9 protein-coding genes and 3 pseudogenes are annotated in these 13,506 nt (G+C 62.6%); 3 read left to right on the top strand and 9 right to left on the bottom strand.

Going from position 1 to position 13,506, the window contains the following annotated elements:
* Positions 1-45: 45 nt before the first annotated feature.
* Positions 46-1,671 carry a glucose-6-phosphate isomerase gene (pgi, locus tag MF410_RS16660; RefSeq protein WP_239619896.1) on the bottom strand — a complete coding sequence of 542 codons (1,626 nt, stop codon included), beginning with the start codon at positions 1,669-1,671 and terminating at the stop codon, positions 46-48.
* Between the two features lie 151 nt (positions 1,672-1,822).
* A pseudogene (locus tag MF410_RS16655) lies at positions 1,823-3,523 on the bottom strand (long-chain fatty acid--CoA ligase).
* 268 nt (positions 3,524-3,791) lie between these two features.
* On the opposite strand from MF410_RS16655, the gene MF410_RS16650 reads away from it, so the two are divergent.
* Positions 3,792-4,184, top strand: coding sequence for a PRC-barrel domain-containing protein (locus MF410_RS16650; RefSeq protein ID WP_011650296.1), 393 nt, complete (start codon positions 3,792-3,794; stop codon positions 4,182-4,184).
* Positions 4,185-4,232: 48 nt separating this feature from the next.
* Here MF410_RS16650 and MF410_RS16645 read toward each other — a convergent pair.
* From MF410_RS16645 to MF410_RS16615, 7 genes and pseudogenes are all read right to left on the bottom strand, one after another.
* Positions 4,233-6,685: pseudogene (locus MF410_RS16645) on the bottom strand (glycoside hydrolase family 2 protein).
* Between the two features lie 81 nt (positions 6,686-6,766).
* Positions 6,767-7,162 (bottom strand): VOC family protein, encoded by a 396-nt coding sequence (locus MF410_RS16640; protein WP_130681037.1) that lies wholly within the window; start codon positions 7,160-7,162, stop codon positions 6,767-6,769.
* 48 nt (positions 7,163-7,210) lie between these two features.
* Positions 7,211-7,961, bottom strand: a pseudogene (locus MF410_RS16635) (ABC transporter permease).
* On the bottom strand, positions 7,958-8,902 hold the full coding sequence (locus tag MF410_RS16630; RefSeq protein WP_239619895.1) for an ABC transporter ATP-binding protein: 945 nt from the start codon (positions 8,900-8,902) through the stop codon (positions 7,958-7,960). The pseudogene MF410_RS16635 and the gene MF410_RS16630 overlap by 4 nt, the downstream one beginning before the upstream one ends.
* The gene (locus tag MF410_RS16625) at positions 8,899-10,065 is read right to left on the bottom strand and encodes an ABC transporter permease (protein ID WP_097624746.1); all 1,167 of its coding nucleotides are present in this window, start codon (positions 10,063-10,065) and stop codon (positions 8,899-8,901) included. The genes MF410_RS16630 and MF410_RS16625 overlap by 4 nt, the downstream gene beginning before the upstream one ends.
* Positions 10,066-10,151: 86 nt before the next feature.
* Positions 10,152-11,060 (bottom strand): ABC transporter substrate-binding protein, encoded by a 909-nt coding sequence (locus MF410_RS16620; RefSeq protein WP_097624747.1) that lies wholly within the window; start codon positions 11,058-11,060, stop codon positions 10,152-10,154.
* Between the two features lie 207 nt (positions 11,061-11,267).
* Positions 11,268-11,537, bottom strand: a complete 270-nt coding sequence (locus MF410_RS16615) for a hypothetical protein (protein WP_179867086.1) — start codon at positions 11,535-11,537, stop codon at positions 11,268-11,270.
* Between MF410_RS16615 and MF410_RS16610 the strand changes: the two genes are divergently transcribed.
* Both MF410_RS16610 and MF410_RS16605 read left to right on the top strand, forming a co-directional pair.
* A complete protein-coding gene (locus MF410_RS16610) occupies positions 11,505-12,737 on the top strand; it encodes a LysR family transcriptional regulator (RefSeq protein ID WP_097624748.1) in 1,233 nt (410 codons plus the stop codon). The genes MF410_RS16615 and MF410_RS16610 overlap by 33 nt on opposite strands.
* Positions 12,734-13,462, top strand: coding sequence for a copper homeostasis protein CutC (locus tag MF410_RS16605; protein WP_097624749.1), 729 nt, complete (start codon positions 12,734-12,736; stop codon positions 13,460-13,462). The genes MF410_RS16610 and MF410_RS16605 overlap by 4 nt, the downstream gene beginning before the upstream one ends.
* Positions 13,463-13,506 lie beyond the last annotated feature (44 nt).

Below are 13,506 nucleotides of genomic sequence, written 5' to 3'. Positions count from 1 at the left end.
TCTGCCCGGCCTCTTGCGTTAAGATGAGGCGGCTGCCTCGAGTGCTTACTTCGCGAGCTTTGACAGCGCTGCGACCAGCCCCTGCGTCGAGGAATCATGGCCAGCCGCGCTCTCCTTGCCCTCGACGACAGGCAGCAGGCCGGTTGCCAGTTCCTTGCCGAGCTCGACGCCCCACTGGTCGAAGGAGTTGATGCGGAAGAGCACGCCTTCGACGAAGACGCGGTGTTCGTAAAGCGCGATCAGGCGGCCGAGCGCATAAGGGGTCAGCTTGTCGTAAACGAAGGTGATCGACGGCCGGTTGCCGGTAAAGACGCGGTGCGGCGCGATGAAATCGGCCTTTTTGTCGTCCATGCCCTTGTCGGTCAGCTGCTTCTTGGCTTCTGCGAAGGTGCGCCCCTTCATCAGCGCTTCCGACTGGGCAAGCACGTTCGAGATCAGCAGCTGGTGCTGGTGGCGCAGTTCCGGCTCGAAGGCGTTGGCGGCGATCATGAATTCGGCCGGGATGATGCTCGTGCCCTGATGGATGAGCTGGTAGAAGGCGTGCTGGCCATTGGTGCCGGGCTCGCCCCAGACGACCGGGCCGGAATTGCCCTCGACCGGCGTGCCGTCGATGGTAACACCCTTGCCGTTCGATTCCATGTCGAGCTGCTGCAGATAGGCCGGGAAGCGCGACAGGCGCTGGTCGTAGGGCAGGATGGCGCGCGTGGCGTAGCCGAGCACGTTGCGGTGGTAGAAGCCGATCAGGCCGAGCAGCATCGGCAGGTTTTCGGTAATCGGCGCCTGACGGAAATGATTGTCGACGGCATGGGCGCCGTCGAGGAACTTGCCGAAATTCTCAGGGCCGACGGCGATCATCAGCGGCAGGCCGATCGCCGACCAGATCGAGTAACGGCCGCCGACCCAGTCCCAGAAGCCGAAGACGCGGGCGCTGTCGATGCCGAAGGCGGCGACCTTGTCGAGCGCCGTCGAGACGGCGGCGAAGTGGTGCTGCACGGCGGCTTCGCCGAGCGCCTTGGCGATGAAGTTGCGCGCCGTCTGCGCATTGGTCATCGTCTCCACCGTCGTGAAGGTCTTCGAGGCGACGATGAACAGTGTCGTTTCCGGCTGCACCAGCTTGAGGATATCGGCGATATGGGCGCCGTCGATATTGGAGACGAAATGCGCGCGCGGGCCGTCATGGAAGGGGGCAAGCGCCAGCGTCGCCATGACAGGGCCGAGATCCGAGCCGCCAATGCCGATATTGACGACATCGGTGATCGCCTTGCCGGTGGCGCCCTTCAGCGTGCCGGAGCGGACGCCGTCGGCAAACTTGCCCATGGCGGCAAGCACCGCATTGACGTCGGGCATGACGTCCTTGCCGTCGACCAGAACCGGGGTGTTGGAGCGGTTGCGCAGCGCGGTGTGCAGAACGGCGCGGTCTTCGGTGAAATTGATCGCCTTGCCGGAGAACATTTCCTCGCGCTTCTTCTCGACACCGCCGTCTTCGGCGAGCTTCACCAAGAGCTTGAGGATGTCGTCGTTCACCGCCGTCTTGGAAAAATCCATCAGCAGATCGTCAAGCGCGACGGAAAAGCGCGAAAAGCGCTGCGAATCGGCGGCGAAGGCGGCACGGATATCGGTTGCCTTGGTGGCATCAGCGGTGCTTTTCAGCTGTTCGACGATGGCGTTCATGGGAGGCTCCTTTGGAGGCGGAAAGGTTGCGGAAACTATTCGCTTTCTCACCCGCAAATCAAGTTCAGCCACCTGCCGAAATAGAAAAAAGCCACCCGCGGCAAGCGGATGGCCCCTTCAGGAAAGCCTCCAATTCATCAAATCGTCAAATTCAGCCGCGCAGGTCCTTGCGCAGGATCTTACCAACAGGCGACTTCGGCAAGCTCGGTGCGGAATTCGATGAAGCGCGGCCGTTTGTAGTTGGTGAGGTTGGCGATGCAATGGGCTTTTACCTCGGCTTCCGTCAGGTTCGGATCCTTCCTGACGACGAAGAGTTTTACCGCCTCGCCCGAATGTCCGTCCGGCACGCCGATGGCTGCGGCCTCGAGGATGCCGGCATGCATGGCGGCGACTTCCTCGATCTCGTTCGGATAGACGTTGAAGCCGGAGACCAGGATCATGTCCTTCTTGCGGTCGACGATCTTGGTATAGCCGCGGTCGTCCATGAAGCCCATGTCGCCCGAACGGAAGTAGCCGTCATCGGTCATCACCCGCGCCGTTTCCTCAGGCTTCTGCCAGTAGCCGGCCATCACCTGCGGCCCGCGGATGCAGATCTCGCCGACGTCGCCGAGCGGCAGGGAATTGCCGGCCTCGTCGCGGATGTCGAGTTCGGTGGAGGGAAGCGGCAGGCCGATCGTGCCGGTGAACTCAGGCGAATCGAAGCGGTTGGCGGTGGCAACGGGCGATGTCTCGGAAAGGCCGTAGCCTTCCGTCACGGCCGTGCCTGTCATCTTCAGCCAGCGGTCGGCGACCGGGCGCTGCACAGCCATGCCGCCGCCGAGCGACATGATCAGCGAGGAGAAGTCGAGCTTGGCGAAATCGGCATTGTTCATCAGCGCATTGAACAGCGTGTTGAGGCCGGGAAAGATATGGACCTTCGACTTTTCGAATTCCTTGACGAGACCGGGAATGTCGCGCGGATTGGCGATCAGGATATTGTGGGCGCCGAGCGACATGCCCATCAGCGAATTCACCGTCAGCGCGAAAATGTGGTAGAGCGGCAGGGCGCAGAGGAAATTCAGCACCTCCGGCTCTTTCTTGCGTTCGAAGGCCGATCGAAGCCAGAGCGACAGCTGCACCTTGTTGGCGAGCAGGTTTTCATGCGTCAGCACCGCGCCCTTGGCAACGCCGGTCGTGCCGCCGGTATATTGCAGGAAGGCGATGTCGCTGCCTGTCAGCGCGACCGGCTGGAGCTTTTTCCCGCACCTTCGCTAAGCACCTGGCCGAAGCTCTTGTGCTGAGGGATCGACCAGGAGGGAACGAGCTTCTTCACCTTGCGCACGACGAAATTGACGATCAGCCCCTTCGGTCCCAGCATTTCCCCGAGCGAGGTGACGACGACATGGCGCAGATCGGTCTTGTTGAGAACCTGTTCCACCGTGCGTGCGAAATTCTCCAGCACGAAGATCGCCTTGGCGCCGGAATCCCGCAACTGGTGTTCGAGTTCGCGCGGCGTATAGAGCGGGTTGACGTTCACGACGACGAGGCCGGCGCGCAAAATGGCATAGGTGGCAATCGGGTTCTGCAGCACGTTCGGCATCATCACGGCGACGCGGTCGCCCTTCTGAAGGCCGGTGCTTTGCAGCCAGGCGGCGAGTTTGCGCGTCTGGCTCTCCAGTTCGCGGTAACGCATCCCCTTGCCCATGCTGGAAAAGGCGGTCCGGTCGGCGTAACGGGCGCAGGATTTTTCCAACAGTTCGGCAAGCGAGGCATATTCCAGCGGCGGAATCTCTGCCGGAACGATATCGGGATAGGCGGCAAGCCAGGGTTTGTCAGGCTTGGCTCCATTCGGATGGACGGATATGCTGTTCATCTGTCTCTCTCCCCTGCGGCCGCCGCGCCGACATCATTCGGCAGATAACCAGAAAGATCCTCCATCTTCCAGTCCGGCAGCTTATGCCATTGCCTGAACGGTTCAAGCCGAATGAAGCTATACTAACCTTGACGTAAACGTCAACATTCCGCCGACACACGATCATGGAATGGATGGGGCACAATCATAGAAAGATGGGGAACTTTGAGTCTGCCATGACGTTGATCTTGCATACTCACCATGAGGAAACACCAAAAGGAGGTGCACAATGCTGAACCAGGATACTGACGCCACCCGCCGCGACCCGAATGTCAAGAGCACACACTCGCTGATCGCCAGCGACCGCGTCGAGGGCACCCGTGTTTATGGGGCCGATGGCAAGCATATCGGCTCGATCGAACGCTTGATCATCGGAAAGCTCGACGGCCGTGTTGCCTATGCCGTGCTGAGCTTCGGCGGGTTCCTGGGCATCGGTCACGACCACTATCCGCTTCCCTGGGAAAAGCTGAACTACGACACCCAGCTGGATGGCTATCGCATCGACCTGACCAAGGAGCAGATCGAAGGCGCCCCGAGCTATTCGGACGATGACGACACCTGGTACAACGACAATGGCCGCCGGGTCTATGATTACTACGGCGTGCCGCCTTACTGGATGTAACGTCGTCCGATAGGCCGAGCTGGAAGGGCCCCGCGGATGCGGGGCTTTTTAGTGTTGGGCGACAAGGTCGTTGGCCGAGCGCAAGACGGTGCCGACGACAATATCGTCTGCCACGATCGCCTTTGCCGTCTTGACCGCAAACACATGGCTCTCGCCCGGCAGCAGCGTCACCAGCATCGAATCGACAACGGCATCCGGATCCAGCCGATCGGCCATCAGGCAAAGATCCTTGAGGAAGTTCTGCGCCGTCACCTTGACTCCATACCCGCCGTCGATCCCGACGACATCGACCGTCAGCCGCGGCGCCGGCAAGGCAAGCTCGATATCCTCGACGAAATAGTGAAAGGCGCGCCGGTCGAGCATCTGCACGACGATCACCTCGTCCTTCGGTAAGTCGGGAGTGACGATAGCTTCGGGCAGCGGAAATTCCTTTGCTTCGAAACGGTCGCAGAGCAGGCGCCAGAATTCGAATTCGGCAAGCACCGTGCCGTCAAGCTTCAGGCGTTTGCCGCTGATCTTCGCCCGCCAGAATAGCGTCCGTTCATTGACGGCCACCGCCGCAAGCCCGCCGCCGCGCGGCTGGATCGTCAGCAGGCGCGGATCATAGGCTGCCTTCAGCGCATACCAGAGCGGCTTGCGGCGCCCGGCTGAATCGAGTGCCGCCCACGAGGTCACCGGCCAACAATCGTTGAACTGCCAGACCACGGCACCCTTGCAGATATCCCGATGCGAGCGCATGTGCTCGACGCCGAAGCGGATGGCGCGCGCCTGGTTGAGCTGGGTGGTGAAGTGCCAGTCGTCCATTGTCCGCGGCTCCGGCAGATGGCCGGACAGGCCGCGGATCAGCTTGCCATTGCCCTCCGTTGCCTTCTGGTGGTGGAAGACGCCGTTCGATTGCGGCGTCAGCGGCGCATCGTGCACGCTTTCTTCGATCGTTGCCCAGGCCGGCGGCGCCTGCCAGCCGAATTCGGAGCAGAAGCGCGGGATATAATTGCGGTAGACCTCGTAGCCGACATCGTTCCACACATCCCAGATATGTTTGCAGCCATGTGCGTCGGCATTGGGCTCGATCTCCATCGAGCCGGAATAGGGACTGCCGGGGTAATAGGGCCGGTCCGGATCGAGTTCGACGCAGAGTTTCGGCAGCAGGTCGAGATAATAACCGAGGCCCCAGCTTTCGCCCGCCTTGATGATCGGCCGCCAGCCCCATTCGTCGAAGCCCCAGATGTTCTCGTTGTTGCCGTTCCAGAGGACGAGCGAAGCATGCGGCATCAGCCGCACGACATTGTCGCGCACCTCCGCCTCGACCTCGCTTCTGAGCGGCTCCTCCTCCGGATAGGCGGCGCAGGCAAAGAGGAAATCCTGCCAGACCAGCATACCGGCGCGGTCGCAGGCCTCATAGAATTCGTCGGTCTCGAAGATGCCGCCGCCCCAGACGCGCAGCATGTGGATATTGGCGGCCTTTGCCTCCTCGATCCGCGCGGCATAACGCTCAGCCGTCACCCGCGGGGAAAACAATCGTCCGGAATCCAGTTCGCCCCGCAGATGAAGAGCGGCACGTCGTTGATGACGAAGGTAAAGGCCGAGCCGTGCTCATCGGCCGAGGTATCGAGCCGCAGCGAGCGGAAACCGAGTTCCCGCTCGTGAGCGTCGAGCAGATCGTCGCTCCCATCTTCGACCAACCGGAGCATCATCGGATAAAGCGGCTGCGCGCCGAGATGGTGCGGCCACCAGAGCTGCGGCGAGGCGAGGGCAAGCTCGAAGGCTACCTCGTCTTCGTCGGCGGCGATCACCACCGTCTTGGTCACGCCGCCGATTTCGGCAATGAGCCTCAACGGCGTCGTGTCACCATGCCGCGCCAGCCTGGCATCCACTTTTATCAGCCCGTCGCCGCCGGCAAGCGTCGCGGAAACCCTGGTTTCGGCAAGCCGCGCCCGATCCCAGCTTTCCAGCCGGACCGGCTTCCAGACGCCTGCCGTCACCAGCGTCGGCCCCCAGTCCCAGCCGAAATTGCAGGCCATCTTGCGCATCAGATTGCCCGGTCCCGGATAGTTGTTAGGACGGTAGCCGTAATGTTTTTCCATCTCCGCGCCATAGGCGTAGGCGGAGCGAAAGGTGACAGAAAGGTCGTTGGCGCCAACCTTCAGCAGCCGGGAAACATCGAAACGATAGGTGCGGTGCATGTTGAAGGTGCGGCCGATCTCTTCCCCGTTGAGGGCGATCACCGCGACCGTATCGAGCCCGTCGAAGACCAGCTCTTGCACCCTGCCATCGTCCGGCATCGCCTCGAAGCTGCAGCGATAGGTCCAGTCGGTCTTGCCGATCCAGTCGTTGGTGATCTCGTTGACGTCGATATAGGGATCGGGGATCAGCCGGTTGGCCATCAGGTCGAGATGCACGCAGCCCGGCACCGTCGCGGGGATCACAGCCGGCAGGCCAAGCCTGGCTGTATCGTTACAGGAGAGCGTCCAGCCGGAATTGAGCGCAGTCTTTTCGATCATGGCGGGCTCCTGATGCATGCCGCTTGAAGCTGTGGGATTATTTGTGGTTTGGAACGTCTCGGGGGTTCGGCGTCAGATGCGTCAGAGAAACCGGCCGTGGCGCTGCAGCACCTCGATCTTGTAGCCGTCGGGATCGCTGATGAAAAAGAACAGGCCGAAGAGCTTGCCGTCGCGGTTGAGCTCCACCAGTTCGCCCGGATTGAGTCCGAGCTTCGACAGCCGCTCGCGCTCGACCGCCACCTCTTCGACGGAGACGGCGAGATGGCCATAGGCATTGCCGGGATCGTAAGGCGCGGTCCGGCCCTTGTTGACGGTCAGTTCCAGCTCGAAGCCGGTCTCGGCATTGCTCATATAGATCAGCGTGAAGGTTTCGAAATCGACGCGGTCGGCGACTGAAAGGCCGAACGCCCTCTCGTAGAATTCAACGGAGCGCGCCTCATCGAGAACGCGGATCATGGAGTGGATCATCTTCGCCAAGTCTGCCTCCCATTATCATCAATTACGGCAGTCTTGGTACCCGTCCTTTTACGCCGCGCGCAAGCCGATTCTTCGCGTAATCGCCGCTTCGACGAGGCCCATGGCGTCATAGATCAGCACCGCCATCAGGCCGACGATCAGGCCGCCCTGCAGGATGAAGGCGGTATTGTCGGAGATCAGCCCGGCGATGATGACCTCGCCGAGACCCTTGGCCGCAACCGTCGAGCCGATCGTCGCCGTGCCGATATTGATGACGGTCGCGACCTTCAGCCCCTCGAGGATTAGCGGCAGGGCAAGCGGCAAGCTCGACGCGAAAGAGCCGCTGCGTGCCGTTCATGCCCATGCCGTCAGCGGCATCGAGAACCTGCGGCGAAACCTGCTTCAAGCCGGCAACAGTATTTTCGAAGATCGGCAGCAGGCCGTAGAGAAAGAGCGCGATCAGCGTCGGCATGGCGCCGAAACCGGTGGCGGGAACGGCGAGCGCCAGCACCGCGACCGGCGGAAACGTCTGCCCGGCATTGGCGATGGCGCGCGACAGCGGCAGAAAGTCAGCCCCGCTTTCCCGTGTCACGAAGATGCCGCCGACAACGGCAAGCACGGCGCTGCAGACGATCGAGCCGATCACCAGCTGCAGATGCCCGACAGCAAGCGAGGCAAGGCTGTTCTGCGTATAGACGGCAGGCGCATTGTTGTTGGTCAGCGGCGTGAGCAGGAAGGAGAGCCACTCCGTCCTGAACAGCAGGATCAGGAGCAGGGCGAGCGCCGCCAGGCGGAAGAGATTGGCGACGAGGAGCTTCATGCCTTGCGGCCCAGTTCGAGAAGCCGCGTCATCGAGATCGATCCCACAGGCGCCTTTTCGCCGTCCTGCACGGCCGCCTCATCGACCCCCTGCCAGATCATCTCGGCCAGCGCATCACGCAGGCTGAGCGACTGCGGCAGGGCATAGGCGAGGCCATTCTTGGCCGGCTCCATGCTCTCCTTCAGCGGCAGCAGCGACATCAGCTTCAAGGCCCGGTCGGACGTCCCGGTTAATTGCTGGACGAAGGGGTCGGCGGGTTCGGTGAGGATCTTTTCCGGCGTCGAGCATTGCAGCAATCTGCCCTGGCTCATCACCGCGATCTGATTGCCGAGATGGAAGGCCTCATCCATGTCGTGGGTGACGAGAATGACAGTCGTGCCGAACTGCTTCTGGATCGCCAAGAGATCGTCTTGCGCCTTGCCGCGGATGACCGGATCGAGCGCGCCGAAGGGTTCGTCCATCAACAGCAGTTCCGGCTCGGCCGCCAGTGCCCGGGCGACCCCGACGCGCTGCTGCTGGCCGCCGGAAAGCTGGTGCGGATATTTGTCGGCGAAAGTTGCCGGATCGAGGTTGAACAATCCAAGCAGTTCCTCGACCCGTCTGGCGATACGGGCCGAATCCCAGTCGAGAAGCTGCGGCACGGTGGCGATATTCTGCGCCACGGTGCGGTGCGGGAAGAGCCCGTGCCCCTGGATCGCATAGCCGATCTTGCGGCGAAGCTCCGTCACCTCGACGTCGATCACATTCTGCCCGCCGACGAAAATCTCGCCCTCGGTGATCGGCACCAGCCGGTTGATCATCCGCATCAGTGTCGATTTGCCGGAGCCGGAGGTACCGACGATGACGGTAATCTCGCCCTTCTCGACCTGCATCGAGACATTGTCGACGACGGTGGCCGTGCCATAGCGCTTGGTGACGTTCCTGATCTCGATCATGCTCATGCGGCGGATCCCCGGATACTGTCGATGACCGCATCGAGGATGACGGCCGATGAGAAGGCGAAGAAGACGGTCGGCACGGCGCCGAGCAGGACGAGGTCCATGGCCGTCTGGCCGAGTCCCTGGAAGATGAAGATGCCGAAGCCGCCGCCGCCGATCAGCGCGGCGATCGTCACCATGCCGATCGCCTGCACCAGCACGATGCGGATGCCGGTGAGGATGACCGGAAAGGCAAGCGGCATGTCGATGCCGGTGAGGATCTGCCGGCGCGTCAGCCCCATGCCGGCCGCGGCATCGCGCACCGAGGGGTCGACGCCCTGCAGGCCGACGACGGTGTTGGCAACGATTGGCAGCAGCGAATAGAGCACCAACGCGATCAAGGCGGGCGCCGTGCCGATGCCGCGAATGCCGATGGCCGATGCCAGCGCCACATGGGTGGCGAGATAACCGAGCGGCAGCATCAACAGGCCGAAGAGCGCAAGACTGGGGATCGTCTGGATGAGGCTGAGGCCCTGCAGCACGATGGCGCGCAGCTTCGGCACCCAGAAGCAGAGGATGCCCAGCGGCAGGCCGAGGATGATGGCGATGGCGAGCGAACCGAAGGCCAGCAGCAGATGCGAGATCGCTTCCGTCTCGAACTGCGGCGCCCGCGTCGAGAACTCCTTCATGATCGACAGGCTGTCGAGCAGGCCGGAGGCGAGCGAGATGAAGAGCAGCGCGGTGTAGCCCGCAAGGGCCGCGACCCGCATCCAGGGCGCCAGCCTTATTTTCACCAGCGCATCCGAGATGACGAGCCCGATCACCGCAAACAGCACCCAGAAGCCGCCGCCGGGCGTCATCCGCGCCACCGTGCTGCCGGGCGGTGTCGCCGCCGTCGAGACGAGGCCGATCGCAACGACCAGCGCCGCAAGGCAGAGTGTGGCGATCACGAGCCGGGCGAGAGCATTGCGGAGAAACAGCGTCGCCAAGGCCGTGAGAATAAGCAGCACGGTCAGGAAGATGACGGAAGGCTGGGGAAGAAGCTGCGTCAGCAGCATCGGCTTGCCGGCGGCGATGCGGTTCGCCTTGACATAGATGAACGGCATCAGTGCCGTCGCCGCAATGCCGCCCGCCACCAGAACCACGCCGAGCCGGTCCAGCCTGCGGACCGCTGAGGTTTCTTCCATCAAATCAACCCTGTCTGAGCAATCCCGTCCGGCCAACCCTATCAGCAGAGGGGGCTCCGCCCGCAATCGGGCGGAGCGAGTGATGATTATTTCAGGAAGCCTTTTTCCTTGAGATAGGCTTCAGCGACGGATTTCGCCGGCTCGCCGTCGACCTGGATCTTGGCATTGAGCTTGCGCAACTCGTCGGCGGTCAGGCTCTTGAAGATCGGCGAGAGCACTTCCTCGATCTTCGGATTGGCTTTCAGCACCTCTTCGCGGATGATCGGCGTCGGCGCATAGACCTGCTGCACGTTCTTGTCGTCTTCGAGAACGGTGAGCTCGGCCGCTTCGATCGCGCCATCCGTGCCATAGACCATGGCGGTGTTGACGCCGTTGGTTTGGTCGGCGGCCGCCTTGATCGTCGCCGCCGTGTCGCCGCCGGAGAGAACGACCATCTGGTCGGGCTTCAGCTGGAAGCCGTAGGTCGTCTGGAAGGCGGGAAGCGCGCCGGCTGAATTGACGAATTCGGCAGACGCCGCCAGCTTGGCGGCACCGCCGCCGGCGACCCATTTGCCGAAGTCCGTGAGGCTCTTCAGCTTGTTCGGTTCCGCGACGTCGCTGCGCACGGCGAGCGCCCAGGTGTTATTGGCAGGCGACGGCGTCAGCCAGACGATCTTGTTGGCGTCGTAATCGAGCTTCTTCGCCAGCTCGTAACCCTGGTCGATATTCTTCCAGGCGGCATCGTCGGCCTTGTTGAAGAAGAAGCCGGCATTGCCGGTATATTCCGGATAGATGTCGATTTCGCCTGCGGTGATCGCCTTGCGCACGACCGGCGTGGCGCCGAGCGCGATGCGGTCCTGCGTCTTGATGCCGTTGGCTTCGAGCGCAAGCGCAATGACATTGCCGAGCAGCGTGCCTTCCGTGTCGATCTTCGACGAGACGACGACATCCGCGGCGTGAGACGCACCCGCCGCGAAGGCGGAGAGCGAGACGGCGAGTGCGAGTTTCTTCAGCATGGAATATCCCCTTGGTTGACACTGTTAGCACTTTGAATTGCTGCATTATGCAGGTGCGCAAGCTCCGAGCGGGAGCTCTGCGCACAGAAGTTCGCCAGCCAGCGCGACGACGTCGCCACCATGCCGGAATTGCGTGCGTCATGGAAATAGCGTGCACGCCCGAAAAATCGATGCAAGCCCCCTCCAGTATTTGCAGTCGCGGCACGATTATGGCGGCGAATGCATCTCCACGCGTGGAAACGCATTCCCTTTTCCAGGGCCGGCGCGATTTGTTTTTGTCCCCTTGCGTGTTTCCGCGGTGGTCCGGTGCTCTGTTGCGGATTGCCGCCGCCCGGATTTTTCTATGACGGAAACGATAGCCCGCCTCTTACGATGCAGGGATATCTTTTTTCGTGAACACATCATATCGTCCGGTTTTTCCAGCGCTTTCCGGAGCCAGCCCTTTTGCATCTCGGCGCCCTGTTCATAAGCCACCATGTGCTGACCTCCGGTTCGGTGCGCGAGACCGCGCGGCGCTTCCAGCTGTCGCCCTCCACTGTCTCGACGGCCATCCGCCATCTCGAAACAGAGCTGGCGATGAAGCTGACGGAACGCGCCTCCGGCGAGCTGGTGACGCTGCTCGCCAGCGGCAGGGTGCTGGAGGGACTGGTGCCGATCACGGCGGCAATCGGCGAACTCGGTCAATTCGCCGGTCATGACGCTGCGGCCGCCGATGCCCACGCGGCCTGGGCATCGCGCATTCCCCTCAAGATCGTCACGATGGAGCGCTTTCTCGAAGTCGCCGATCAGGGCAGCATCAATCGCGCCGCCCGCCGTCTTGGCCTGGGTCAGCCGCAGCTTTCGCTTCAGCTTGCCAACCTGGAGAAATTTCTGGGTGGCCGCCTGTTCGAGCGGCAGGCGCAGGGCTCGGTGCTGACGGAGGAGGGCAGGCGCGCCTACCAGGTCTTCACGGCGATCAGCCAGGCATGGAACGATCTGAAGTCTTCGGCCGACGAGCGATATCGGCGCACCGTCCGGTCGCTGCGCATCGGCTCGATCATCCCCACGGGATCGGAAAGCTGGGTGGCGCGCTGCCTGGGTTCGCTGGTTTCGGAATGGAATGCGCGGCGCAGCAACAATGCGATATCGCTGGTCTCGATGACCGCCGACGATCTGCGCGAGGCGCTAAAGAGTGGCCGCATCGATGTCGCCATCCTGGATTCGGTCTTCGGGCTGGAAAGCTTCCGCCATCGCGAGCTGCTGCAGACCGACATGGTGGTGATCGCGCCGCCGGATAGCACCGAAACGAATGTCGCCGATCTCGTCGCCGGCCATGCCATCTGCATGCCGAGCCCGCGCACCGGCCTCGGCCACGCGGCCATGGCCTTCAGCTATGAGCGTGGCCCGAACCGGCGGTTCCGCAGCCAGGATATCACTGCGGCGGATTCGCTGCCCGTGATCGTCGACCTCGTCGCCAATCACGGCTACGTTTCCTTCTTGGGCCGCGTCAGCGCCATGCCGATCGCTGATAAGGTGCGCATTGTCGATCTCGACGAACATCTGCCGATGTCCTATCACGTCGCCTTCAATCATCGCAAAGCCGCCGCCGATGCCTGCGCCGTCATCATCGAGGCGGCGGCGAGAATCACGTCTGAGCCTGTCGCGCAGACCGAAAGAGTTAGGGAGAGCGCGGCATGACGATCCTGCTGGAAGTGTGCGTGGATAGCGCCAATGGCCTCGCCGCCGCCATCGAGGGCGGCGCCGACCGCATCGAGCTTTGTTCGGCGCTGGAGCTCGGCGGTCTGACGCCGCTGCCGAGCTTGATGCGGATCGCCGCCAGGGCGCGTATTCGCGTCTACGCAATGATCCGCCCGCATGCCGGTCCCTTCATCTTCGACAGGGCGGACGAGGAAGCGATGATGCTCGATATCGACGCCGTGCGCGCCGCAGGCCTGGCCGGGGTCGTCATCGGCGCCAACCGGCCTGATGGTACGCTCGACATGCCGCTGATCCACCGCCTGAAGGCGCATGCGACAGGCCTCGGCTCGACGCTGCATCGGGCGTTCGATCTGGTGCCGGATGCCGATCAGGCGCTGGAACAGGCGGTCGAACTCGGCGTTGAGCGCATCCTGACATCCGGCTGCGCGCCGAAGGCGGCCGACGGAACCGAAACCCTGAAACGCCTCTCGGCAAGGGCCGCCGGCCGCATATCCATCATGCCCGGCAGCGGCATCCGCCCCGCCAATGTCACCGCCATCTTGCAGGCAACCGGCGCCCGCGAGGTCCATGGATCCTGCAGCTCACCTGTGGAAAGCGCCGACCCCTGCGCGGTCGCCTTTGGTTTCGAGGCGAAAAGCGCGAACCGGACGGATAGTGCGGTGGTCAGGGAGATGTGCAGGGCGATTGCGTCAATGGAGCGTTAGCGGTCTCGCAATTCCGGACGGAAAGCGTTTTGCGATTTTGAAAC

The organism is Rhizobium sp. C104 (genome assembly GCF_022354505.1).
Lineage (GTDB): Bacteria > Pseudomonadota > Alphaproteobacteria > Rhizobiales > Rhizobiaceae > Rhizobium > Rhizobium redzepovicii.
This window is presented reverse-complemented; position numbering and strand designations above follow the sequence as displayed.